The sequence below is a fragment of the Leucobacter manosquensis genome, assembly GCF_018304845.1.
GTDB lineage: Bacteria > Actinomycetota > Actinomycetes > Actinomycetales > Microbacteriaceae > Leucobacter > Leucobacter alluvii.
On sequence record NZ_JAFEVO010000001.1, the window covers coordinates 3,064,964 to 3,089,276 of the forward strand.

General features: G+C 66.4%; 22 protein-coding genes. 18 read left to right on the plus strand and 4 right to left on the minus strand.

Annotated elements, in window-relative coordinates:
• Nucleotides 1-82 precede the first annotated feature (82 nt).
• Nucleotides 83-658: an NUDIX hydrolase family protein gene (locus JSQ98_RS14285; RefSeq protein WP_090147474.1), complete on the plus strand. Its 576-nt coding sequence runs from the start codon at nucleotides 83-85 to the stop codon at nucleotides 656-658.
• Between the two features lie 33 nt (nucleotides 659-691).
• Here JSQ98_RS14285 and JSQ98_RS14290 read toward each other — a convergent pair whose 3' ends face one another.
• The 4 genes from JSQ98_RS14290 to JSQ98_RS14305 are packed head-to-tail and all read right to left on the minus strand — an operon-like array spanning nucleotide 692 to nucleotide 3,047.
• Nucleotides 692-1,156 carry a SprT-like domain-containing protein gene (locus JSQ98_RS14290; RefSeq protein WP_211650273.1) on the minus strand — a complete coding sequence of 155 codons (465 nt, stop codon included), beginning with the start codon at nucleotides 1,154-1,156 and terminating at the stop codon, nucleotides 692-694.
• A 4-nt stretch (nucleotides 1,157-1,160) separates the two neighbouring features.
• The gene (locus JSQ98_RS14295) at nucleotides 1,161-2,018 is read right to left on the minus strand and encodes a spermidine synthase (protein ID WP_346728803.1); all 858 of its coding nucleotides are present in this window, start codon (nucleotides 2,016-2,018) and stop codon (nucleotides 1,161-1,163) included.
• The gene (locus JSQ98_RS14300) at nucleotides 2,015-2,302 is read right to left on the minus strand and encodes a glutaredoxin domain-containing protein (protein WP_200329821.1); all 288 of its coding nucleotides are present in this window, start codon (nucleotides 2,300-2,302) and stop codon (nucleotides 2,015-2,017) included. The genes JSQ98_RS14295 and JSQ98_RS14300 overlap by 4 nt, the downstream gene beginning before the upstream one ends.
• A gap of 46 nt (nucleotides 2,303-2,348) precedes the next feature.
• Nucleotides 2,349-3,047, minus strand: coding sequence for a phosphatase PAP2 family protein (locus tag JSQ98_RS14305; protein ID WP_211650275.1), 699 nt, complete (start codon nucleotides 3,045-3,047; stop codon nucleotides 2,349-2,351).
• A gap of 285 nt (nucleotides 3,048-3,332) precedes the next feature.
• Here JSQ98_RS14305 and rpoB point away from each other — a divergent pair, with 285 nt between their 5' ends.
• The 17 genes from rpoB (at nucleotide 3,333) to rpsS (ending at nucleotide 24,290) form a co-directional block, all read left to right on the plus strand.
• Nucleotides 3,333-6,830 (plus strand): DNA-directed RNA polymerase subunit beta, encoded by a 3,498-nt coding sequence (gene rpoB, locus JSQ98_RS14310; RefSeq protein ID WP_200329817.1) that lies wholly within the window; start codon nucleotides 3,333-3,335, stop codon nucleotides 6,828-6,830.
• Nucleotides 6,831-6,875: 45 nt separating this feature from the next.
• Nucleotides 6,876-10,769 carry a DNA-directed RNA polymerase subunit beta' gene (gene rpoC, locus JSQ98_RS14315; RefSeq protein WP_090147087.1) on the plus strand — a complete coding sequence of 1,298 codons (3,894 nt, stop codon included), beginning with the start codon at nucleotides 6,876-6,878 and terminating at the stop codon, nucleotides 10,767-10,769.
• Nucleotides 10,770-10,956: 187 nt separating this feature from the next.
• Complete coding sequence (locus JSQ98_RS14320) at nucleotides 10,957-11,997, plus strand: ABC-2 family transporter permease (RefSeq protein ID WP_211650277.1); 1,041 nt, start codon at nucleotides 10,957-10,959, stop codon at nucleotides 11,995-11,997.
• On the plus strand, nucleotides 11,994-12,476 hold the full coding sequence (locus JSQ98_RS14325; RefSeq protein WP_090147091.1) for a DUF6121 family protein: 483 nt from the start codon (nucleotides 11,994-11,996) through the stop codon (nucleotides 12,474-12,476). Before JSQ98_RS14320 ends, JSQ98_RS14325 begins: the two co-directional genes overlap by 4 nt.
• A gap of 2 nt (nucleotides 12,477-12,478) precedes the next feature.
• A complete protein-coding gene (locus JSQ98_RS14330) occupies nucleotides 12,479-13,114 on the plus strand; it encodes a spermidine/putrescine ABC transporter substrate-binding protein (RefSeq protein ID WP_090147094.1) in 636 nt (211 codons plus the stop codon).
• A 263-nt stretch (nucleotides 13,115-13,377) separates the two neighbouring features.
• Complete coding sequence (rpsL, locus tag JSQ98_RS14335; protein WP_010156385.1) at nucleotides 13,378-13,749, plus strand: 30S ribosomal protein S12; 372 nt, start codon at nucleotides 13,378-13,380, stop codon at nucleotides 13,747-13,749.
• Nucleotides 13,749-14,219 (plus strand): 30S ribosomal protein S7, encoded by a 471-nt coding sequence (gene rpsG, locus JSQ98_RS14340; RefSeq protein ID WP_010156386.1) that lies wholly within the window; start codon nucleotides 13,749-13,751, stop codon nucleotides 14,217-14,219. Before rpsL ends, rpsG begins: the two co-directional genes overlap by 1 nt.
• A 135-nt stretch (nucleotides 14,220-14,354) precedes the next feature.
• Nucleotides 14,355-16,469, plus strand: a complete 2,115-nt coding sequence (gene fusA, locus JSQ98_RS14345; protein ID WP_090147097.1) for an elongation factor G — start codon at nucleotides 14,355-14,357, stop codon at nucleotides 16,467-16,469.
• 162 nt (nucleotides 16,470-16,631) lie between these two features.
• Entirely contained in the window at nucleotides 16,632-17,825 is a 1,194-nt protein-coding gene (tuf, locus tag JSQ98_RS14350) for an elongation factor Tu (RefSeq protein ID WP_090147100.1), read from the plus strand.
• Between the two features lie 188 nt (nucleotides 17,826-18,013).
• Complete coding sequence (locus JSQ98_RS14355; protein WP_090147476.1) at nucleotides 18,014-19,813, plus strand: SDR family NAD(P)-dependent oxidoreductase; 1,800 nt, start codon at nucleotides 18,014-18,016, stop codon at nucleotides 19,811-19,813.
• Nucleotides 19,810-20,832 carry an MraY family glycosyltransferase gene (locus JSQ98_RS14360; RefSeq protein WP_200329811.1) on the plus strand — a complete coding sequence of 341 codons (1,023 nt, stop codon included), beginning with the start codon at nucleotides 19,810-19,812 and terminating at the stop codon, nucleotides 20,830-20,832. The genes JSQ98_RS14355 and JSQ98_RS14360 overlap by 4 nt, the downstream gene beginning before the upstream one ends.
• Nucleotides 20,833-21,195: 363 nt before the next feature.
• On the plus strand, nucleotides 21,196-21,504 hold the full coding sequence (rpsJ, locus tag JSQ98_RS14365; RefSeq protein WP_010156393.1) for a 30S ribosomal protein S10: 309 nt from the start codon (nucleotides 21,196-21,198) through the stop codon (nucleotides 21,502-21,504).
• Nucleotides 21,505-21,518: 14 nt separating this feature from the next.
• Nucleotides 21,519-22,172, plus strand: coding sequence for a 50S ribosomal protein L3 (gene rplC / locus JSQ98_RS14370; protein ID WP_090147108.1), 654 nt, complete (start codon nucleotides 21,519-21,521; stop codon nucleotides 22,170-22,172).
• A 3-nt stretch (nucleotides 22,173-22,175) separates the two neighbouring features.
• Nucleotides 22,176-22,829 (plus strand): 50S ribosomal protein L4, encoded by a 654-nt coding sequence (gene rplD / locus JSQ98_RS14375; RefSeq protein ID WP_010156395.1) that lies wholly within the window; start codon nucleotides 22,176-22,178, stop codon nucleotides 22,827-22,829.
• On the plus strand, nucleotides 22,826-23,125 hold the full coding sequence (rplW, locus tag JSQ98_RS14380; protein WP_010156396.1) for a 50S ribosomal protein L23: 300 nt from the start codon (nucleotides 22,826-22,828) through the stop codon (nucleotides 23,123-23,125). The genes rplD and rplW overlap by 4 nt, the downstream gene beginning before the upstream one ends.
• 22 nt (nucleotides 23,126-23,147) lie before the next feature.
• The gene (rplB, locus tag JSQ98_RS14385) at nucleotides 23,148-23,984 is read left to right on the plus strand and encodes a 50S ribosomal protein L2 (protein ID WP_211650279.1); all 837 of its coding nucleotides are present in this window, start codon (nucleotides 23,148-23,150) and stop codon (nucleotides 23,982-23,984) included.
• Between the two features lie 24 nt (nucleotides 23,985-24,008).
• On the plus strand, nucleotides 24,009-24,290 hold the full coding sequence (rpsS, locus tag JSQ98_RS14390; protein ID WP_010156398.1) for a 30S ribosomal protein S19: 282 nt from the start codon (nucleotides 24,009-24,011) through the stop codon (nucleotides 24,288-24,290).
• Nucleotides 24,291-24,313 lie beyond the last annotated feature (23 nt).

Sequence of the window (24,313 nt, forward strand, 5' to 3'; positions counted from 1 at the left end):
CAGGAGAGACCGGCGTGGCAGGATGGGACGTGCTCGGTCGCGCCGCGACCCGGGCGGCGACCACGACGGGACGGGTGAAGGAATGACGATCGACACGGCCGAGTTCCCCGATCCCGATGGCCCAGAGGATCGTCCGACGCCGCCGGGCAACCCCGGGTGGCTCAGTGAGGACGAGCTGAGCTTCGTGCGCGGCCGGATGCCGATCATGTACGTTGAGGCGGTTCCGGTGCGGCTCGACGGGCTCGGTCAGGTGGTCGAAGTCGGTCTCCTCCTCCGCAGCACCCCCGAAGGCGTGATGCGGAGATCGCTCGTGTCCGGCAGGGTCCGATACGGCGAGACGCTGCGCGAAGCGCTCTTCCGCCACCTCGAGAATGATCTCGGGCCGATGGCCTTCCCGCAGATGCCGGCCGCGCTCGTGCCGGCACAGGTGGCGGAGTACTTCCCGATGCCTGGGATCTCGCCCTTCGTCGATGATCGGCAGCACGCTGTCTCGCTCGTCTACGTCGTACCGGTCACCGGCACGTGCAACCCCCGTCAGGATGCGCTCGAGGTGACGTGGATGGCGCCCGAGGAGGCGACGGCTCCGGCGACGCTGGAGGAATTCTCGAACGGCCGCGGCGCGCTGCTGCGTCAGGCGCTGTCTTCGATCAGCTGCTGACTCTGGCTCGCCCCCGATCCTGCGTCGTCAGCTTCAGCGTCTGCGCCAGGTGATGACGTGGCTGGGCGAGAACGATTTCGCGCACTTGCCGCAGGAGTGCACGCGCGTGGGCTTGCGGAATCTGAAGTGCTCGTGCCCCGCTGAGCAGAGCCCTAGCCACGGGGCTCGCTCGTGGGCGATCTCGCCGTGATGGGTGACGCCGCCGACGTACCCGATCTCCCGCGCGATCGTCTTCCAGGCGGCGCCGTGGCCAGCCGCGGGCCCCGCGAGCGCGTGCGCGACCTCGTGCAGCAGCACCTGGTGGATTTCGTCGTCGTCGAACTTCTCCGCCAGATACCGCGACACCGTGATGCGCCGCTCCGTGTAATTGCAGAGGCCGGCGCGCCGCTTGGCGTTGTCGAACGCGAAAGACCACCGCTGCTCGGTGCGATCTGCCGACGAGAGGTGCATCCTGATGAGCGCGTCCGCCCACACGCGCACGCGCGCGAGATCCGCCATGCGCTCAGTTCCGCTCGAAGAGCGCCCGCGCCGGCTCGGGGGAGTCGACCGCCGTCTCGTCCGTCACCGGGGACGTGCCGCGTGCAAGGTCGTCGAACTCCCGCCCGACGAGCATGCGCGCGGGATGCGGGCCGCCCGCGAGCAGCCGCGGCAGCCAATCGAGGGATTCGAGGTCGGTGTCGGAGGCGATGAAGACGACGTTGCCGAAGCGGCGGCCCTTCAGCACCTGCGGCTCGGCCACCGCGGCCGTCGACGCGAAGAGGCCCGCGAGCGTCGCCGCTTGCCCGCGCACGAACGGGAGACCGGCTCCGTCGGCGGCGTTGACCACGATGAGGCCGTCGGGAGCGAGAAACGGCCGCAGCAAGGAGTAGAACTCGGTGCTCGAGACGTGCGCCGGAGTGCGTGCGCCGGCGAAGATGTCGACGACGACGAGGTCCATCGCTCCCCGCATCCCGTCTGGCAGCCGACCCAGCACCTCGCGCGCATCACCGCGGCGCACCCGGATGCTCGCTCGTTTCGGCAGCGGGGCCGCCTCGCGAACGAGATCGACGAGCGCGCCTTCGAGCTCGATGACCTGCTGGCGGCTTCCGGGCCGCGTGGCTTCGATGTAGCGGGGCAGGGTGAATGCTCCTCCGCCCAGGTGGAGGGCGGAGACGGGGTTCCCGCCGGGGCGGAACAGGTCGATGACATGGCCGATGCGCCGGATGTACTCGAAGAACAGCTCCGAGGGATCGCCCAGGTTCACATGGGACTGCGGCGTGCCGTCGACGAGCAGCTGCACGGCTCCCGGCACCCAGCGATCCTCCTCGACTTCGGCTCGCAGGCCCGACGACAGGGTGACCGCAGCCGGAAGCTGGGTCACGGCTGCCCGAGACGGAGCTCGGCGATCTTCTGCAGCATGTCGGCGTTGGACGGCTCGACCTGGTGGCTGCTGTCGGGATAGAGGATGACGGGAATGTTGGTGCGCCCGCTGATATCTCGGGCCACCTCCGCGGCAGCCGGATCCTGCACGAGATCGATGTAGCGATACGGCGCCGACGAGCGATCGAAGATGAGCTTGGCGCGGCGGCAGTCCCCGCACCAGTCGGCTCCGAAGATCACGGTCTCCGTTGCGGATTGCGGGTGGTCGGCCGGCGCGTCGCTCATGCGGTCCAGCCTACGCCCCGTCGGAGGCACCGGCTTCGGCGCCATGTCAACGACGGATCGCTGGAGCGGATGCCGGGTCGAACCAGAGCCGGCGGGCGATGACCGCGGCGGCGATACCGAGCAGAGCGCCGGCGATGGTGTCGGTGAGCCAGTGCACGTGCAGCGCCGTGCGGCTCCACATCATGGCGACGATCCAGAGCGCCGCCGCGGCGATGATCCAGTTTCGTAGTCGCGCATCGATGCGTTCGGAGCCGATGACGACCAGCACGACCGAGACGGCCAGCGCGGCGGCGCCCATGGAGTGCCCGGACGGGTATGAGGCGCCGAAGCTCTCGAAGAGCTGGCCGGTCGGTCTCGTGCGCAGGGTGAGCGCTTTGACGGCCTCCGACGCGATGACGCCGAGTACCGCCGCGGTGAGGATCGCGGCCCCGTCTCTCGGTCTGCGGAGCGCGAAGCAGAGCGCTCCGAGGATCGCGGCGCACGCCGCCGCTCCGATCCCGTCGCCGACCTGTGCGAGGAACACGGCGACCGCGAAGAGGGCCGATCCGCGCTCGATCGACACCGTGTCGGCCCACCAGGTGTCGATCGCGAAGACGCTCGTCTGTGCGAAGCGCTGGTAAGCGCCGAAGGCCGCGATCAGGAGCACGGTGGCGATGGACGCCGCCACTGCGGCGGGCGGGGGAGTGCGTCGGGCTGCTGCCGACGGCTGCGGTCGAGGAGCGGGAGCGCTGTCGGAGGGGGCCATTCCGATACGGTAATCGAGGCGCCTGTGAGCGCCTCCGCGAACGGCCGACCGAGGCGAATCCGAGGCGTGATCCCCATGCCGTCGCGATTCGGAATGTGGCACTGGACATGCGATAACGATGCTGTTACAGTTGACAGTTGCACTACGGACACGAGTGTGCCTGCATATATCGGTAGGCCCCGGGAGCTGGCGCGAAAGCGCAGATGAGCCTCGATTGCGTGATCCTGAAGCAATTCTCGCAAGACCAGGTCAACCGGCCCGACGGGGCCCACGGAGGTAGTTTCCTTGGCTGCTGCGCGCAACGCATCGTCCACCCAGAACCCGAAGAACGGCCGCGATCACCAGCGGCTCTCCTTCGCCAAGATTTCCGACACGCTGTCGGTGCCGAACCTGCTGGCACTGCAGCTCGAGAGCTTCGACTGGCTCGTCGGCAACGACACGTGGAAATCACGTGTCGTCGAGGCGCAAGCTCAGGGGCGCGATGACATCGCGCTCAAGAGCGGCCTCGAGGAGATCTTCGATGAGATCTCGCCGATCGAAGACAACGCCGGAACGATGCAGCTCTCGTTCGAGAACCCGATTCTCGACGAGCAGAAGTTCACCATCGAGGAGTGCAAGGAGCGCGGCAAGACCTACGCCGCGCCGCTGTACGTCGAGGCGGCGTTCTACAACACCGAGACGCAGGTGCTGAAGAGCCAGACGGTCTACATGGGCGATTTCCCCATCATGACCGGCAAGGGCACCTTCATCATCAACGGCACCGAGCGCGTCATCGTGTCGCAGCTCGTCCGCAGCCCCGGAGTGTACTTCGAGCGCGCGCAGGAGAAGACGAGCGATAAGGATGTCTTCACCGCCCGCGTGATCCCGAGCCGCGGTGCGTGGCTCGAGTTCGAGGTCGACAAGCGCGACCAGGTCGGCGTGCGCATCGACCGCAAGCGCAAGCAGTCGGTCACGGTCTTCCTGAAGGCGCTCGGCATGACGAGCGAGGAGATCCTCGAGGAGTTCGCCGGCTACGAGTCGATCGCACTCACCCTGGAGAAGGACGCGATCGTCACGCAGGAAGAGGCGCTCAAGGACATCTACCGCAAGCAGCGTCCGGGCGAGCAGGTGGCCATCGAGGCCGCGCGTGCACTGCTCGACAACAGCTACTTCAACTCGAAGCGCTACGACCTCGCGAAGGTCGGCCGGTACAAGATCAACCGCAAGCTCGGCGTCGATGCGCCGATCACCGATTCGGTGCTGTCGCTCGAAGACATCGTTGCGACGATCAAGTACCTGGTCGGACTGCACGCCGGCACCGAGACCCTCCCCGGCACCCGCGAGGGCAAGCCGGTCGATCTGCGCCTCGAGACCGACGACATCGATCACTTCGGCAACCGTCGCATCCGCGCTGTCGGCGAGCTGATCCAGAACCAGGTGCGCACCGGCCTCAGCCGGATGGAGCGCGTCGTGCGCGAGCGCATGACGACGCAGGACATCGAGGCGATCACGCCGAACACCCTGATCAACACGCGACCCGTGCTGGCCGCGATCAAGGAGTTCTTCGGAACGTCGCAGCTCTCGCAGTTCATGGATCAGAACAACCCGCTCGCGGGCCTGACCAACAAGCGCCGTCTCTCCGCGCTGGGCCCGGGCGGTCTCTCCCGCGACCGCGCAGGCGTCGAGGTGCGAGACGTGCACCCGTCGCACTACGGCCGCATGTGCCCGATCGAGACCCCTGAAGGCCCGAACATCGGCCTGATCGGCGCCCTCGCGACGTTCGCGCGCATCAACGCGTTCGGCTTCATCGAGACGCCCTACCGCCGGGTCGTTGACGGCAAGGTGACCGACCAGGTCGATTACCTCACCGCGCACGAAGAGGACGAGTACCTCATCGCGCAGGCCGGCGCACCGCTCACCCAGGACGGAACGTTCGCCGAGAAGCAGGTGCTCGCGCGCCCCCGCGGCTCAGAGGTCATCATGGTCGACGCCGAGCGCGTGGGCTACATGGATGTCTCGCCCCGTCAGATGGTGTCGGTCGCGACCTCGCTGATCCCCTTCCTCGAGCACGACGACGCGAACCGCGCGCTCATGGGCGCCAACATGCAGCGTCAGGCCGTTCCGCTCGTGCGCAGCGAGTCGCCCGTGGTCGGAACCGGTATGGAGGGCTATGCGGCCATCGACGCCGGTGACGTGATCACCGCGGCCAAGTCCGGCGTCGTCGAGGAGGTCTCTGCGGACTTCGTCACGATCCAGGAGGACGAAGGCGGCTCGAAGAGCTACTTCATGCGCAAGTTCGACCGCTCGAACCAGGGCACGAACTACAACCACCGGGTCATCGTCAAGGCAGGCGAGCGCATCGAGGCCGGCGAGGTCATCGCAGACGGTCCCGCGACGGAGAACGGCGAGCTCGCGCTCGGCAAGAACCTGCTCGTCGCGTTCATGTCGTGGGAGGGTCACAACTTCGAGGACGCGATCATCCTGAGCCAGAACCTGGTGAAGGACGACACGCTCTCGTCGATCCACATCGAGGAGTACGACGTCGATGCCCGCGACACCAAGCTCGGCAAGGAGGAGATCACGCGTGACCTCCCGAACGCCAGCATGGAGGCGCTGAAGGATCTGGACGAGCGCGGCATCATCCGGATCGGCGCCGAGGTCACCCCCGGCGACATCCTCGTCGGCAAGGTCACCCCGAAGGGCGAGACCGAGCTCTCCGCCGAAGAGCGCCTGCTCCGCGCGATCTTCAACGAGAAGAGCCGCGAGGTGCGCGATACGTCGCTCAAGGTGCCGCACGGCGTCTCGGGCACCGTCACCTCCGTCAAGGTGTTCGACGCCGAGAACGACAACGACGACGAGCTCGGCTCCGGCGTGAACCAGCGCGTGGTCGTCTACATCGCTCAGAAGCGCAAGATCACCGAGGGCGACAAGCTGGCCGGTCGTCACGGCAACAAGGGCGTCATCTCGAAGATCCTCCCGGTCGAAGACATGCCGTTCCTCGAAGACGGCACGCCCGTCGACGTGATCCTGAACCCGCTGGGCATCCCGGGCCGCATGAACTTCGGTCAGGTCCTCGAGGTCCACCTCGGCTGGATCGCGAAGCAGGGCTGGAAGGTCGAGGGCACCCCTGAGTGGGCCGCCAAGCTCTCCCAGCAGGCGCTCGAGGCAGCACCGAACACCAAGGTGGCAACGCCGGTGTTCGACGGCGCTTCCGAGGCGGAGATCGCCGGCCTGCTCGATTCGACGCTCGTCACCCGTGACGGCGATCGCCTCATCGACTCCTCCGGCAAGACGCGCCTGTTCGACGGACGCTCCGGCGAGCCGTACCCGTACCCGATCTCGGTCGGCTACATGTACATCCTGAAGCTGCACCACCTCGTCGACGACAAGATCCACGCGCGCTCGACCGGCCCGTACTCGATGATCACCCAGCAGCCCCTGGGCGGCAAAGCGCAGTTCGGCGGACAGCGCTTCGGTGAGATGGAAGTGTGGGCGCTCGAGGCGTACGGCGCCGCATACGCGCTGCAGGAACTGCTCACCGTGAAGTCCGATGACATCCTCGGGCGCGTGAAAGTGTACGAGGCGATCGTGCGCGGGGAGAACATCCCCGAGCCCGGTGTGCCCGAGTCCTTCCGAGTGCTCATGAAGGAGATGCAGTCGCTCTGCCTGAACGTCGAGGTGCTCAACGCTGACGGCAACGCCGTCAACCTGCGCGACAACGACGACGAGGCGCACCGCACCGCGGAAGAGCTCGGCATCAATCTCTCCACCCGCTTCGAATCCTCGTCGATCGACGAGATCTAAGCCGGCGTCACCTTCACTTTTACTGAAATCCCCAAGGAGAACATTTTGCTCGAGGGTACGAGTTTCAACGAGCTGCAGATCCGTCTCGCCACGGCTGAAGACATCCGCAGCTGGTCGTTCGGCGAGGTCAAGAAGCCGGAGACCATCAACTACCGCACGCTGAAGCCCGAGAAGGACGGTCTGTTCGGCGAGCAGATCTTCGGGCCGAGCCGCGACTGGGAGTGCGCGTGCGGCAAGTACAAGCGCGTCCGCTACAAGGGCATCGTCTGCGAGCGCTGCGGCGTCGAGGTGACGAAGTCCAGCGTCCGTCGTGAGCGCATGGGCCACATCGAGCTCGCTGCGCCCGTGACGCACATCTGGTACTTCAAGGGCGTGCCGTCGCGTCTCGGCTACCTGCTCGACATGGCGCCGAAGGACCTCGAGAAGGTCATCTACTTCGCGGCGTACATGATCATCGACATTGATGAAGAGGGCCGTCACGAGGACCTGGGCGAACTGGAAGCCGAGCTGCGTCTCGAGCTGAAGGCGCTCGAGGATCAGCGCGACATCTCGATCGCGCAGCGTCAGCAGCAGGCGGAATCCGACCTCGCAGCGCTCGAAGCCGAAGGGGCGAAGGCCGATCAGCGCCGTCGCGCCGAGGCTTCGGCCGAGAAGGAGATGACCGCCATCCGCAAGGGCTTCGACGACGACATCGCTCGTCTGCAGCGCGTGTGGGAGGACTTCCGCAACCTGAAGGTCGGCGACCTCAAGCCCGAGGACGCGGTGTTCGCGGACCTGCAGGATCGCTACGGCGACTACTTCGAGGCGTACATGGGCGCCGAGGCGATCAAGAAGCGTCTCGAGTCGTTCGACCTCGCCGCCGAATCGGAGACCCTGCACCTGCAGATCGCCGAGGGCAAGGGCCAGAAGAAGATCCGCGCGATCAAGCGCCTCAAGGTGGTCAGTTCCTTCCTGCAGACGGGTGCGAGCCCGGCCGCGATGGTGCTCGACGTGGTTCCCGTGATCCCGCCCGAGCTCCGCCCGATGGTGCAGCTCGACGGCGGTCGCTTCGCGACCTCCGACCTCAACGATCTCTACCGTCGCGTGATCAACCGCAACAACCGCCTGCGCCGCCTGCTCGACCTGGGCGCGCCGGAGATCATCGTGAACAACGAGAAGCGCATGCTGCAGGAGGCCGTCGACGCACTGTTCGACAACGGCCGTCGCGGTCGCCCCGTGACGGGCACCGGCAACCGCGCCCTCAAGTCGTTGAGCGACATGCTCAAGGGCAAGCAGGGTCGCTTCCGTCAGAACCTGCTCGGCAAGCGCGTCGACTACTCGGGGCGTTCGGTCATCGTCGTCGGCCCGCAGCTCAAGCTGCACCAGTGCGGTCTGCCCAAGCAGATGGCGCTCGAGCTGTTCAAGCCGTTCGTCATCAAGCGCCTCATGGATCTGTCGCACGCGCAGAACGTGAAGGCCGCGAAGCGCATGGTCGAGCGCGCGCGCTCCGAGGTGTGGGACGTGCTCGAGGAGATCATCCGCGAGCGCCCCGTGCTGCTCAACCGCGCACCGACGCTCCACCGCCTGGGTATCCAGGCGTTCGAGCCGCAGCTCGTCGAGGGCAAGGCCATCCAGCTGCACCCCCTCGTCTGCGCTGCGTTCAACGCGGACTTCGACGGCGACCAGATGGCAGTCCACCTGCCGCTCTCGGTGGAGGCCCAGGCCGAAGCGCGCGTGCTCATGCTCGCGTCGAACAACATCCTGAAGCCCTCCGACGGGCGCCCGGTGACCCTGCCGTCGCAGGATATGATCATCGGCCTGCACCACCTGACGACGATCAAGCGCGATTCCGTCGGCACCGGCCGTGCGTTCGGATCGATCGCCGAAGCGATTCTCGCGATGGACGAGGGCACCCTCGACCTCGGCGCGCTCGTGAAGATCCGTCTGATCGGGTACACCGACGAGAACGGCGTGACGTCGGAGAAGCCGGTGCTCGTGGAGACGTCGCTCGGACGAGCGATCTTCAACGAGGCGCTGCCGGCCGACTACGCCTACTTCGAGCGCGTCGCAGACAAGGGAACGCTCTCGAGCCTGGTCAACGATCTCGCCGAGCGCTACCCCAAGGTGGAGGTCGCGGCGACGCTCGACCGCATCAAGGACGCGGGCTTCCACTGGGCTTCGCGCTCCGGTGTGACCGTCTCGCTCTCGGACGTCGTGACGCCCTCCAACAAGGGTGAGATCATCGCCGAGCACGAGAAGCGCGCGGCGAAGGTCGAGCGCGACTACGAGCGCGGCATGATCCAGGACAGCGAGCGCAAGAAGGCGCTGACCGAGATCTGGACGGAGGCGACCGATGAGGTGGCCGCCGCCATGCGCGAGCAGTTCCCGGAGGACAACACGATCTTCCGCATGGTGTCTTCCGGTGCTCGTGGTAACTGGCTGCAGATCCGCAACATCGCCGGTATGCGCGGCCTGGTGTCGAACCCGAAGGGTGAGATCATTCCTCGCCCGATCATCAACTCGTACCGCGAGGGCCTGTCGGTCGCCGAGTACTTCATCGCGACCCACGGTGCTCGAAAGGGTCTGGCCGACACCGCGCTCCGCACCGCCGACTCGGGATACCTCACCCGTCGTCTGGTGGACGTGTCGCAGGATGTCATCATCCGCGAAGAGGATTGCGGCACCCGTCGCGGTCTCGATCTCCCGATCGCCGCCCCTGACGCCAACGGCGTGCTGGTGCGCGACGAGAACGTCGAGAACTCGGTCTACGCCCGCACGCTCGCCGCTGACGCGGTGAACGGCGAGGGCGCAGTCGTCGCCCAGGCGGGCGAGGACGTGGGCGATGTGCTCATCGAGAAGCTCGTCGATGGCGGAGTCACCGAGATCAAGGTGCGCTCCGTGCTCACCTGCGAGTCGGCTGTCGGCGTCTGCGCGACCTGCTACGGCCGCTCGCTCGCGACCGGTCAGCGCGTCGATATCGGCGAGGCCGTCGGCATCATCGCGGCGCAGTCGATCGGTGAACCCGGCACGCAGCTGACGATGCGCACCTTCCACACCGGTGGTTCCGCATCGGCGGACGACATCACGCAGGGTCTGCCCCGTGTGCAGGAGCTCTTCGAGGCTCGTACCCCGAAGGGTGCGTCGCCGATCGCCGAGGCTGCGGGTCGCGTCGTCATCGACGATTCCGAGAAGAGCCGTCGCATTCTCCTCACGCCGGATGACGGCACGGAGGAGAAGGCATACCCGGTGCTGAAGCGCTCGACGCTGCTCGTCGAAGACGGCGATCACGTGGAGCTGGGTCAGCCCTTCCTCGCGGGAACGCTCGACCCGAAGGACATCCTCCAGGTCGGCTCCACCGAGGGCGGCAAGCACATCCCGGGCGAGCGCGCGGTGCAGAAGTACCTCGTCGAGGGCGTGCAGGGCGTCTACCGCTCGCAGGGCGTGCCGATCCACGATAAGCACATCGAGGTCATCGTGCGCCAGATGCTGCGCAAGGTCACCGTCGTCGATCACGGCGAGACGGAGCTGCTCCCGGGCGAGCTCGTCGATCGTGCGCGCTACCAGCGGATCAACCGCGAAGCGCTGCTCGACACGAAGCGTGCGGCAACGGCGCGACCTGAGGTCATGGGTATCACCAAGGCGTCGCTCGCGACCGAGTCGTGGCTCTCCGCCGCCTCCTTCCAGGAGACGACGCGCGTGCTCACCCAGGCTGCGATGGAGGGATCGCGAGATCCGCTCATCGGTCTGAAGGAGAACGTGATCATCGGAAAGCTGATCCCCGCCGGTACCGGCCTCGGCGTCTACCGCGACGTCGACGTGGCTGCGACCGAGGAAGCGAAGGCGGAGCGCTACCCGAATCGCCTCTTCGCGACCGAGGGCACCTTCGACGAGAACGACCTCTCGTTCGTGGACTTCGACAGCTTCACGGCTGACGAGTTCAACCCGGGCAACTACAGCTAGTCGGCTCGGCCAGCGTCACGGGCGTCCGCACCTCCGGGTGCGGGCGCCCGTTTCGCATTCCGCGTCTTCCCGCATCGCGGCGCGGGAAACCCGCATGGGCCCCTCCACCTTGTACTGTTGCCGCACATGATCGTGTCAGGCGCGAAATCTGCGCCGGACATCCCGATCCGCTACGAGAGGTGAAGCGATGAGCGACGAGCGCGAGGGATCCGCGTCGAGGGCGGCGGAAACCCCAGAGACCGCCGGCAATCCGGGGGCGCCGGTTGAAGAGACGGAGGCGAGCCGCACGGAGGTGCTCCGCGCCGTGCAGCGCTCGCGCACCTCGAGCACTGACGAGGGTGCGGGGGAGCAGCACGTGTCCACGCAGACAGACGTCGTCGCGCGCGAAGCCGGGGAGCCTGAGTCGACTCCTGGGGTCGAGGAGGACGCCGAGCGAGCTCGCCGCGAGCAGGCATCGCTGGTAGACACGCAACTCGACATGGAGCCGCCAACGGAGCGGGCAGCCTCATCGGCGACGCTCACGCGGGAGGAGACCGCGGCGCTGCCGGCACTCGACGACCTCCCCACCGCGGCCGACGAGTCGACGACGCGCGAGCGCGACGGCGAGATTCGGATCAGCTCCGACCATCCCATGGCCGGGCTCTACGTGCAGACGCCGATGCCTCCGGACATCAAGGGGAATCGCGGCGCCGGCGTACTCATCGCGATCCTCGCGACGGTCGGCTTCGCCGCCGTGCTGGCCGGTGTGCTCGCGCTCTGGCTGGCGCCGATGTTCCCGCCCTCGTCGTTCCTCACTGACGGCCTCGTCCCGTGGTTGACCTCGTGGCCGGTCATCGCCGGGGCCGTCGCGTTCTTCGTGGGTCTCGTGCTGCTCGTGCTCATCGCGGGCCGTGCCGGCTGGTGGGCGTACGTGCTGGGCGGATTCTTCGTCGCTGCGCTCGTCTGGGCGGCGGTCACCCTCGGTCTCGCATACTTCGGAACGCCGTTCGAGAGCCCGAGAGAGATGCTCGGCGGGACGCGCGGGTGGTCGGGCGACCTGCACACCCTCGTCACGCGATTCGGATTGACCGTTCCCGCCCTCGGTGCGGCACTCGTCGCCCGCGAGGTCACGGTGTGGTTCGGGGCCTGGATCGGCGGTCGTGGACGCCGGATGAAGCAGCGCAATGCTCGTGAGCTCGCCGACTACGAGGCCTCCCTCGCAGAGTCGAAGGCTTCCGCTCAGGCATGACCCACGAGCCGCGTCGCGGAGTGACCCGCGGCTACGTCGCGGCGCTGATCGGCGCAGCGGTCATCGTCGCGACCGCGCTGCTCGTCGCCGTATGGGGTGGTCTCGCGCTGATGCTCGACCGAGACCCCGTGACCTCGCCCGGCGTCCCGTCCTCCATCGCGCCGCTCATGCTGGTCGGCGGTCTCGCGCTGCTCGCCGTCGGGCTGTGGCGTCACGCGATCACGCTGCTGCGTGGCAGGCGAGAGCCCGCCTGGTCGTCGATCATCGCCGTCGCCGCCGGCATCTATCTCTGGTGGGGGCTGCTCGGCATGCTCGCCGGGATGACGGTGGCGGAGACCTGGCTCAGCCCGTTCGCCGCCGCGCTTCCGGTCATCTGGGCCGCTGCTGCGCTGCTGTTCTGGGCAGTGCTCGCGAGGCGGGTCTACACGGACCGGCCTCCGCCTCGGTGGCCCTGGGAACGCGACGAGGAGACCGACTGATCGTGGCGACGAGCATCGAGAACCGAGTCGACGCCGCCGTCGACTCCTGGCTGCGCTGGGTGCCGCGGTGGAGCCCCGGCACGCACCGCGGCCGTTCACGGGTCTGCCGGCGCTGCACCGGGTCGCCCATGCTCGCCGCTGCGGGGCTCACCGACGACGTCCCGCACCAGGTCGCGCACGCGCTGGTATCGCGCCTCCAGCGCATCATCGACAAGCGCGTCGAGGAGTTCACAGCGGCGCGGCTCCCCGCTCTGCACGCGGAGCTGGAGGGCGCTGAAATTTGGGAAGCGGGCGGGTACGATCCGGCCGACGGGCTCGAACCGGAGTACGACGGGCTCGATCCCGATCCGGAGCCAGGCGACGATGCGCAGCCGTTCCTCTTCACCCTCGCCGGCCTCGCAGAGGAATCGCGCCCGGCGCCCCCGTTGCCGAGGCCGCCGTTGAACCCGGATGAGAAGCTTCGGCTGCGCCGGGAGATCGAACTCGCCGATGCGCAGGCTGATGCGGTCGGCCAGGAGGTCTGCTTCGCGCTCGTCGCGCATCGCGCACGGATCGAGACGGCGGTGCATCGCTTCGTCGAGCCGCAGGTCCAGAGCATGCTCGACGATCTGAGTCGCAACCTCGAACCGCCGAGTTGAGGTCCCGGCTCTCACTCATTGCCAAAGCAGGATCCTCGGCGTATAGTTGTGTGCTGGTGTGTTCCACCGACTCAGTCGTGCCTGCACGGAGGTTTCGGGGGACTGCGCCACAGGGTCGGACGCTTCGCGAGAAGTGGGCCCCCACGGCATACCTGCACTCGGTTCCGCTCTGCGGAACAGCAGGTCAGCGGGCGCGCAAGCGGTCGCACATGCTCATCCATTGAAGCATTCCTGTCACCGTGCAGGACAAATGAGGAGAACTATTGCCTACCATTCAGCAGTTGGTTCGCAAGGGCCGGTCGCCGAAGGTCACTAAGACCAAAGCGCCCGCTCTGAAGGCGAACCCGCAGCAGGCTGGCGTATGCACGCGTGTGTACACCACCACTCCGAAGAAGCCCAACTCGGCAATGCGCAAGGTTGCCCGTGTGAAGCTCCGCAACGGCACCGAGGTCACCGCCTACATCCCGGGCGAGGGCCACAACCTGCAGGAGCACTCGCTGGTGCTCGTGCGCGGTGGTCGTGTGAAGGACCTCCCCGGTGTTCGTTACAAGATCGTGCGCGGCGCGCTCGACACGCAGGCGGTCAAGGATCGCCAGCAGGCTCGTAGCCGCTACGGTGCAAAGAAGGTGAAGTAATGCCCCGTAAAGGTCCCGCTCCCAAGCGCCCCGTCGTCGCTGATCCCGTCTACGGCTCGCCCGTAGTCAGCCAGCTCGTCAACAAGATCCTCCTCGACGGCAAGAAGGGTCTCGCCGAGCGCATCGTCTACGGTGCACTCGAGACCGTTGCCGAGAAGTCCGGTCAGGATGCCGTGACGGTCCTCAAGAAGGCGCTCGACAACGTGCGCCCGACCCTCGAGGTCCGCTCGCGCCGCGTCGGCGGCAGCACCTACCAGGTGCCCGTCGAGGTCAAGCCTCACCGTGCGAACACGCTCGCTCTCCGCTGGCTCACCAGCTACGCGAAGGCTCGTCGTGAGAACTCGATGACCGACCGCCTCACCAACGAGATCCTCGACGCTTCCAACGGCCTCGGCGCCGCTGTGAAGCGCCGTGAGGACACGCACAAGATGGCCGAGTCGAACCGCGCGTTCGCTCACTACCGCTGGTAGAACCCTCGCGGCGGAGGGATGCGCGTGCGCATCCCTCCGCCGCACCCGGGGCCTCGCCCCGCGACTTGGACGGCGCAGTTCGGCAGCCGAGTCGACATCTCCCGATACTTCACCCCCACCCCGGAGGAGAACCCTGTGGCACAAGACGTGCTCACCGACCTGAGTAAGGTCCGCAACATCGGCATCATGGCGCACATCGATGCCGGCAAGACCACCACCACCGAGCGCATCCTGTTCTACACGGGTGTGAACCACAAGCTGGGTGAGACGCACGACGGCGCCTCGACGACTGACTGGATGGAGCAGGAGAAGGAGCGCGGTATCACCATCACCAGCGCTGCCGTCACGTGCTTCTGGAACAAGAACCAGATCAACATCATCGATACGCCGGGCCACGTCGACTTCACCGTCGAGGTGGAGCGCTCGCTCCGCGTGCTCGACGGCGCCGTTGCCGTGTTCGACGGCAAGGAGGGCGTCGAGCCCCAGTCGGAGACCGTCTGGCGTCAGGCAGACAAGTACGGCGTGCCCCGCATCTGCTTCGTCAACAAGATGGACAAGATGGGCGCCGACTTCTACTTCACGGTCGACACCATCGTCAGCCGACTCGGCGCGAAGCCGCTCGTCATGCAGCTGCCCATCGGCGCCGAGTCCGACTTCATCGGCGTCGTCGATCTCCTCTCGATGAAGGCATTCGTCTGGGAAGGCGACGCCAAGGGCGACGTCTCGCTGGGCGCTGCCTACGAGACGCAGGAGATCCCCGCCGATCTGCAGGCGAAGGCCGAGGAGTACCGCGCTCAGCTCGTCGAGGCAGTCGCCGAAGCTGACGATGCTCTCCTCGAGAAGTACTTCGCGGGTGAAGAGCTCAGCATCGACGAGATCAAGGCGGGAATCCGCAAGCTCGTCGTGAACAACGAGATCTACCCCGTGTACTGCGGCTCGGCGTTCAAGAACCGCGGCATCCAGCCGATGCTCGACGCGGTCGTCGACTTCCTGCCGAACCCGCTCGACGTGGGCTCGATCGAGGCGCACGACCCGCGTGACGAGTCGATCGTCATCGAGCGCAAGCCGTCGGCCAGCGAGCCCTTCTCGGCGCTCGCCTTCAAGATCGCCGTGCACCCGTTCTTCGGTCGTCTGACCTACGTCCGCGTGTACTCCGGCAACGTTCCCTCTGGCACCCAGGTCGTCAACTCGACCAAGGGCAAGAAGGAGCGCATCGGCAAGATCTTCCAGATGCACGCCAACAAGGAGATCCCGGTCGACGAGCTCACCGCCGGAAACATCTACGCGGTGATCGGTCTCAAGGACACCACGACGGGCGATACGCTGTCGGACTCCGCGAACCAGGTCGTCCTCGAGTCGATGACGTTCCCCGAGCCCGTCATCGAGGTCGCGATCGAGCCGAAGACGAAGAGCGACCAGGAGAAGCTCGGCGTCGCCATCCAGAAGCTCGCCGAAGAGGATCCCACGTTCCGCGTGAGCCTCAACGCCGAGACCGGCCAGACCGTCATCGCGGGCATGGGCGAACTCCACCTCGACATCCTCGTCGATCGCATGAAGCGCGAGTTCAACGTCGAGGCGAACGTCGGCAAGCCGCAGGTCGCGTACCGCGAGACGATCCGTCGCGAGGTGCCGAAGTACGACTACACCCACAAGAAGCAGACCGGTGGTTCGGGTCAGTTCGCCAAGGTGCAGATCTCGCTCGCTCCGCTCGAGAACGAAGACGACAAGGTGTACCTCTTCGAGGACAAGGTGACCGGTGGTCGCGTTCCTCGCGAGTACATCCCGTCGGTCGACGCGGGCATCCAGGACGCGATGCAGTACGGCATCCTGGCCGGCTTCCCGGTCGTGAACGTGCGCGCGCAGCTGCTCGACGGCCAGTACCACGACGTCGACTCCTCGGAGATGGCGTTCAAGATCGCCGGTTCGATGGCGTTCAAGGAGGCCGCGCGTCTCGCGCAGCCCGTCCTGCTGGAACCGCTCATGGCGGTCGAGGTGCGTACTCCCGAGGAGTACATGGGCGACGTCATCGGCGATCTGAATTCGCGTCGCGGTCAGATCCAGTCGATGGAGGATGCGAGCGGCGTCAAGGTCGTGCGCGCCCTCGTCCCGCTTTCCGAGATGTTCGGGTACATCGGCGACCTCCGGTCGAAGACCAGTGGTCGTGCGGTGTTCTCGATGACCTTCGACTCGTACGCCGAGGTTCCGAAGGCCGTCTCCGAAGAGATCATCCAGAAGGCTAAGGGCGAGTAATTTCGCCCGCCGGTCGGCGGAGGTGCCTCGCATCACCGCCGGCCGGCCCGCTCAGGTCGCGATCACAGCGCTGAGCTTGTAACATAGTGACACCAACCCCGTATTCGTGTCCTCCGAAACCGTCGGAGGAAAACGGTACTCGACGTCCTGAGGAGGACCATAGTGGCGAAGGCCAAGTTCGAGCGGACCAAGCCGCACGTAAACATCGGAACGATCGGTCACGTCGACCACGGTAAGACGACTCTTACTGCGGCGATCTCGAAGACCCTCGCCGACAAGTTCCCGTCAGACGTGAACGTGCAGCGCGACTTCGACACGATCGACTCGGCTCCCGAGGAGCGCCAGCGCGGCATCACCATCAACATCTCGCACGTTGAGTACGAGACCGACAAGCGTCACTACGCTCACGTCGATGCACCCGGTCACGCTGACTACATCAAGAACATGATCACCGGTGCCGCCCAGATGGACGGCGCGATCCTGGTGGTTGCAGCGACCGACGGCATGATGGCTCAGACCAAGGAGCACATCCTGCTCGCCAAGCAGGTCGGCGTTCCCTACCTGCTCGTCGCCCTCAACAAGAGCGACATGGTCGACGACGAGGAGATCCTCGAGCTCGTCGAGATGGAGGTCCGCGAGGAGCTCTCCAAGCAGGGCTACCCGGGAGACGACGTCCCCGTCGTCCGCGTGTCGGGCTACGAGGCGCTTCAGGGCACCGAGAAGTGGGTCAACTCGATCGTCGAGCTCATGGAAGCCGTCGATGAGAGCATCCCGGATCCCGTGCGCGACAAGGACAAGCCGTTCCTGATGCCCGTCGAGGACGTCTTCACGATCACCGGTCGTGGCACCGTCGTCACGGGTCGCGCCGAGCGCGGCACGCTGAAGATCAACTCCGAGGTCGAGATCGTGGGTCTGCGCCCGACGCAGAAGACCACGGTCACCGGCATCGAGATGTTCCACAAGCAGCTCGACGAGGCATGGGCCGGCGAGAACTGTGGCCTGCTGCTCCGCGGCACGAAGCGCGAAGATGTCGAGCGCGGCCAGGTCGTCGTGGCCCCGGGCTCGATTACCCCGCACACCAAGTTCGAGGGCACCGCCTACATCCTCAAGAAGGATGAGGGTGGCCGCCACAACCCGTTCGAGACGAACTACCGTCCGCAGTTCTACTTCCGTACCACGGACGTGACGGGTGTCATCACCCTTCCCGAGGACAAGCCGATGGTCATGCCCGGTGACACCACCGACATGTCGGTCGAGCTGATCCAGCCGATCGCTATGGAAGAGGGCCTCGGCTTCGCGATCCGTGAGGGTGGCCGCACCGTCGGCGCCGGCACGGTGACCAAGGTCGTCGAGTAAGTCTCGTAGAACTACCCGTACCCATGGTCTGACCGTGGAGTACCAGAACCCCCGGGGATCCGTCCCCGGGGGTTCTGCCGTTCCCGCCCGCCCGCGCGGCCTCCGCTTCTGCGCAGGTGCCGCGCGGTATTCTCGAAGCTGATCCACGCCCGATGTCACCGGATTCGGGCGGAACGAAGGGAGCCCACGTGCCGCAGTCCGCCGCGGGCCGAATCGGCCACTTCGCCCGGCAGTACGGCGTCCTGTTCCTCGCCGACGCCGGAGCGTGGGGTGTCGGAATCCTTGCAGCGCTCGTGCTGCGGTTCGATTTCAACCTGATGAGGATCCACTGGGGGTGGACGCTCGTCGTCATCGGCGTCACGGTGCTGCTCCAGCTCGTCGTCGGCTGGCTCTCCTGGTTGTACCGCAACCGATACCAGATCGGCAGCTTCGACGAGGTGCGGGTGCTCGTGCTCGACATCACCGCGGTGATGGTCGTCGCCTGGCTGTTCGCGTACCTGGTCGGGTACGGAAACGGCATCCCGCGCAGCACGCTCTTCATCGCAGCGCCGATCACCTTCAGCCTGATGGGGGTCGCGCGATACGTGATGCGCCTGTACCAGGAGCGCCAGATGCTGCCCGGCTCGGAGGCGGAGCGCACACTGCTGTACGGCGCGGGATATCTCGGCGTGCAGACCGCGAAGCGCCTGCTCACGGACGCGAAGGGCTCGGCGCTCCCGGTGGGCTTCATCGACGACGACCCGAAGAAGCGTCGGCAGGAAGTGCGCGGCGTGCGGGTACTCGGCGGCTTCGACGACCTGGCGGAGGTCGCACGGCTCACGCGTGCCACGAAGCTCATCATCTGCATCGGCGACGCCGACGCGGGACTGATGCGCCGCGTCGATGAGGCCGCGAACCGCGCTGGGATGACGGCGATGGTGCTGCCGCCGCTCGACCAGATCCTCCGAAACAACTCGGTGATCTCCGACGTGCGGCAGCTCTCCATCGAGGATCTCATCGGCCGGCACCCGGTGCGGCTCGAGACCGAGTCGATCGCCTCGTACCTCCAGGATCGGCGGGTGCTGGTCACCGGGGCCGGCGGGTCGATCGGGTCCGAGCTCTGCCGGCAGCTCGCTCGATTCGCGCCGCGGGAACTCATCATGCTCGACCGAGACGAGACGGCGCTGCAGGAGACGCAGCTGTCGATCAGCGGTCACGGTCTGCTCGATACCCAGGACGTGGTGCTCGCCGACATCCGAGACGCCGGAGCCCTCGAGCGCCTGTTTCGCGAACGGCGACCGGAGGTGGTCTTCCACGCCGCGGCCCTCAAGCATCTGCCGATGCTCGAACAGTACCCGGATGAGGCCTGGAAGACGAACGTGCTCGGAACGTTGAACGTGTTGCGCGCGGCGCAGGCGGCAGAGGTCGGGACGTTCGTCAACATCTCGACGGACAAGGCTGCGAATCCGACGAGCGTGCTCGGACACTCGAAGCGCGTGGCGGAGAAGCTCACCGCCTGGATGGCGGAGCACACGGGTCAGCGGTACCTCTCGGTGCGCTTCGGGAACGTGATCGGCAGCCGCGGATCGATGCTTCCGACATTCCGGAAGCTGATCGAGGCCGGTGGCCCCGTGACCGTGACGCATCCGAACGTGACCAGGTTCTTCATGACGATCCCTGAGGCGTGCCAGTTGGTCGTGCAGGCGGGCGGCATCGGTCGCCCCGGAGAAGTGCTGATCCTCGACATGGGGGAGCCGGTGAGCATTCTCGACGTGGCGAAGCGAATGATCGCGCAGTCCGGCCGCGACGTCGACATCGTCTTCACCGGACTCCGGCACGGCGAGAAGCTGCACGAGGAGCTGGTCGGGGAGGGAGAGGGCGATGAGCGCCCCTATCACCCGAAGATCTCCCACGCGAGGGTCGATTCCATTTCGCCTGCGGTGCTCGATCACGAGGGATGGGTCGCGCGAATGGACCTGACCGCGGCGGCTGAGGAGCGGGTGCAGTGACACCGTTCGCGATCGCCCTGGTGGCGGGCGTTCTCGCACTCGTCCTGAGCATCCTGCTGCCGTACCTCGTGCGGCCCCTGCTCGTGCGGCTCGGCATCATGGACGTCCCCAACGAGCGCTCCTCTCACGAGCGCCCGGTGCTGCGCGGCCTCGGGTTGGCCGTGCTCATCGCGATGGGCGCGGCCGGCGGGTTCGCGGTGGTCGCGCAGCACACCGGAGCGGGGGACACGCGGCTCCTGCTGACGGTCGTCGTCGGTTCGTTCGCTGCAGGGCTGCTCGGATTCGCCGAAGATCTCTGGGGGCTGAGCGTGGGGGTCCGCAGCGTCCTGCTGCTGGTGATCGCACTCACTTCAGCGGTCGCGATCCTCGTTCTCGCCGGTCCCGGCCTCCCGCTCTGGGGAGCGCTGCTCCTGGCGATCTACGCGGTGCTCTTCATCTCGAGCTACATCAACGTCGCGAACTTCATGGACGGATTGAACGGCATCAGCGGGTTCCACGGCGTCATCGCAGGTCTGACGTTCGCGGCAGCAGGTTGGTTCCTCGGGCTTCCCTGGCTACTCGCGGCCGGCCTCGTGCTCGCCGCCGGATTCGGCGGCTTCCTCCCGTGGAACCTGACGAAACCCGGAGCGTTCCTGGGCGATGTCGGGAGCTATCTGCTCGGCGGTGCGACGGCGATCACGAGTTTCGCTGCGCTGGTGGCCGGGGTTCCGCTGCTGGCGACGATCGGGCCCATGGTGATCTACTTCGGCGACGTCGCGGTGACGCTCGTGAAGCGCGTGCGGGCCGGGCGCCGCTGGGATGAACCGCACAAGGAGCACACGTACCAGCGGATTCAGCAGCTGGGATATTCGCACGTGCAGGCCTCTGCGATGACGGCCGGCGCAACACTCGCCACCTCGCTGCTCGGACTCGGGTCCGTGTTCACCAGTACGGCGGGTGCGATCGCGCTGTTCGGTGCTGGTCTCGCCGTCCTGGTGCTCTACCTGCTGCTCCCGAGACTCCTGCCGCGTCGCGGCTGACGAGCGCGACACGCCCGGGTTGCACGGCGGCGTCCCCCGTGCGAGAATAGACAGGTTCAGTACTCCGCGCCTCGGTGCGGATCACTGCCAGGCAGTGCATAACCGCCCCGCTCGCTCGGGGTTCCGGTTAGGCCGCGGGTAGCGAACGAGACCTGCACGCCGTTCGGCGGCCAGACGTGAGTCCGGCCGCTTTCGTGCGCGCGGGGCCGCCTCGCCCGTCCATACGGGCCGGCCGGTTTTGACAGGTGAACAGAGACCCAGCACGAAGCGCGAAAGCGCTGCAGCCAGGGCGCTGGTACGTAAGACGTCCAATGCCACGACCTCCGGGTGGTGGTACGACGCAAGTAGAAAGTAGAGAGTCACATGGCGGGACAGAAGATCCGCATCCGACTGAAGTCGTATGACCACGAGGTCATCGACAGCTCCGCGCGCAAGATCGTCGACACGGTGACCCGCGCGGGTGCGACCGTGATCGGCCCCGTGCCGCTCCCGACGGAGAAGAACGTGATCGCAGTGATCCGTTCGCCCCACAAGTACAAGGACAGCCGCGAGCACTTCGAGAAGCGCACGCACAAGCGTCTCATCGACATCGTCGATCCCACCCCGAAGGCTGTCGATTCGCTCATGCGTCTCGACCTGCCTGCCGACGTCAACATCGAGATCAAGCTCTAAGGGGGGATCCGGACATGTCAGTAGTACGTAACGTGAAGGGTCTTCTGGGCACCAAGCTCGGTATGACGCAGGTATGGGACGAGAACGGGAACGTCGTTCCCGTGACCGTCATCGAGGTGGCACCGAACGTCGTCACCCAGATCCGCACCGCAGAGGTCGACGGCTACAGCGCCGTGCAGATCGCCGCCGGTCAGATCGACCCCCGCAAGGTGAACAAGCCGACCGCAGGTCACTTCGAGAAGGCCGGCGTCACGCCGCGCCGTCACCTCACCGAGGTCCGCACCTCCGATGCGTCGGAGTACGCGCTCGGTCAGGAGCTCACCGTCGACGGCACCTTCGAAGCCGGTCAGCTGATCGACGTCGTCGGCACCTCGAAGGGCAAGGGCTTCGCCGGCGCCATGAAGCGTCACAACTTCAAGGGCGTTGGCGCGTCGCACGGCGCGCACCGCAACCACCGCAAGCCCGGCTCGATCGGTGGCGCAGCCACTCCCGGTCGTGTCTTCAAGGGCCAGCGCATGCCCGGTCGCATGGGTGGCGAGCGCGTCACCGTGCAGAACCTCACCGTTCAGGCGGTCGACGCCGAGAAGGGTCTCATCCTGGTCAAGGGTGCGGTTCCCGGAGCGCGCGGTCGTCTCGTATTCGTTCGCAACGCAGTGAAGGGGGCGTAGTTCATGGCTACCGCTACCAAGCTCGAGGTGTTCGACGCTCAGGGCAAGAAGGCCGGGTCGGTTGACCTTCCCGAGACCATCTTCGGTGTCGACCCCAACATCCCGCTGATCCACCAGGTGGTCACCGCTCAGCTCGCAGCTGCGCGTCAGGGTACGCACAAGACCAAGAACCGCGGCGAGGTCTCCGGTTCGGGTGTCAAGCCGTTCAAGCAGAAGGGCACCGGCCGCGCTCGTCAGGGCTCGGTTCGCGCTCCTGAGCACCGCGGCGGCGGCGTCGTGCACGGCCCCGTGCCGCGCGACTACGCTCAGCGCACCCCGAAGAAGATGATCGCCGCTGCGCTTCGCGGCCTGCTGTCGGATCGCGCCCGCGCGAACCGTCTGCACGTCGTCGAGACGTTCGGCATCGCCGACAAGCCCAGCACGAAGGCTGCTCGCGAGTTCCTCGCGTCGGTCGCGCCGGGCAAGCGCGTGCTCGTGGTCATCACCCGTGAAGATGAGTTGACGGCGCTTAGCGTTCGCAACCTGGCGCACGTTCACGTGCTGTTCCAGGATCAGCTCAACGCCTACGACGTGGTCGTCAGCGACGATCTCGTCTTCACCAAGGCCGCCTTCGACGCATTCGTCGATGGCCGTGCCGCTCAGGAGGACACGAAGTGAGCTTGAACAAGTCCGCACACGACGTCATCATCCGCCCGATCGTCTCGGAGAAGAGCTACGGTCTCATCGACGCCAACGGCCAGTACACCTTCGAGGTGCAGCCCGAGTCGAACAAGACCGAGATCAAGCTCGCCGTCGAGGAGGTCTTCAATGTGAAGGTCGCCAAGGTCCGCACGCTGACCCGCAAGGGCAAGTCCCGTCGAACGAAGTTCGGTCTGGGCAAGCGCAAGGACACGAAGCGCGCCATCGTCACCCTGAAGTCGGGCTCCATCGACATCTTCACGGCTGCGCTGTAGAAGGGGCGAAGAGGAACACATCATGGCAATTCGCAAGTACAAGCCGACGACCCCGGGTCGTCGTGGGTCGAGCGTTGCTGATTTCGCTGAAATCACCCGCTCGACGCCTGAGAAGTCGCTGCTCCGTCCGCTCTCCAAGACCGGCGGCCGCAACAACCAGGGCCGGATCACCACCCGTCACATCGGTGGTGGCCACAAGCGCCAGTACCGCGTCATCGACTTCCGTCGTCATGACAAGGACGGCGTGGATGCCAAGGTCGCGCACATCGAGTACGACCCGAACCGCACGGCGCGCATCGCGCTGCTGCATTTCGTGGACGGCACGAAGCGCTACATCATCGCGCCGAACAAGCTCAAGCAGGGCGACGTCGTCGAGTCGGGTTCCGGTGCTGACATCAAGCCCGGCAACAACCTGCCGCTGCGCAACATCCCCACCGGTACGGTCATCCACGCGATCGAGCTGAAGCCGGGCGGGGGAGCGAAGCTCGCTCGTTCCGCAGGTGCGTCGGTTCGCCTCGTGGCGAAGGACGGCCCCTACGCCCAGCTGCGTCTGCCGTCGGGCGAGATCCGCAACGTCGACGCGCGCTGCCGCGCGACCGTCGGCGAGGTGGGCAACGCCGAGCAGTCGAACATCAACTGGGGCAAGGCCGGCCGCATGCGCTGGAAGGGCGTCCGCCCGACCGTGCGTGGTGTCGTCATGAACCCGGTGGATCACCCCCACGGTGGTGGCGAAGGCCGCACCTCCGGTGGTCGTCACCCGGTCAGCCCCTGGGGCCAGAAGGAAGGCCGTACGCGCCATCCGAACAAGGAAAGCGACAAGCTCATCGTGCGTCGCCGCAACGCTGGCAAGAAGCGTTAGTCGACAGGTAGGAGAGAGTAGAAGATGCCTCGTAGTCTCAAGAAGGGCCCCTTCGTCGATAACCACCTGTTGAACAAGGTGATTGTCCAGAACGAAGCTGGCTCCAAGAACGTGATCAAGACCTGGTCGCGCCGCTCGATGATCATCCCGGCGATGCTGGGACACACCATCGCGGTGCACGACGGTCGGAAGCACATCCCCGTGTTCGTAACGGAGACCATGGTCGGTCACAAGCTGGGCGAATTCGCGCCCACGCGTACCTTCCGCGGTCACGTGAAAGACGACAAGAAGGGCCGTCGCCGCTAAGCGGTGACGTGAAGGAGGAAGAG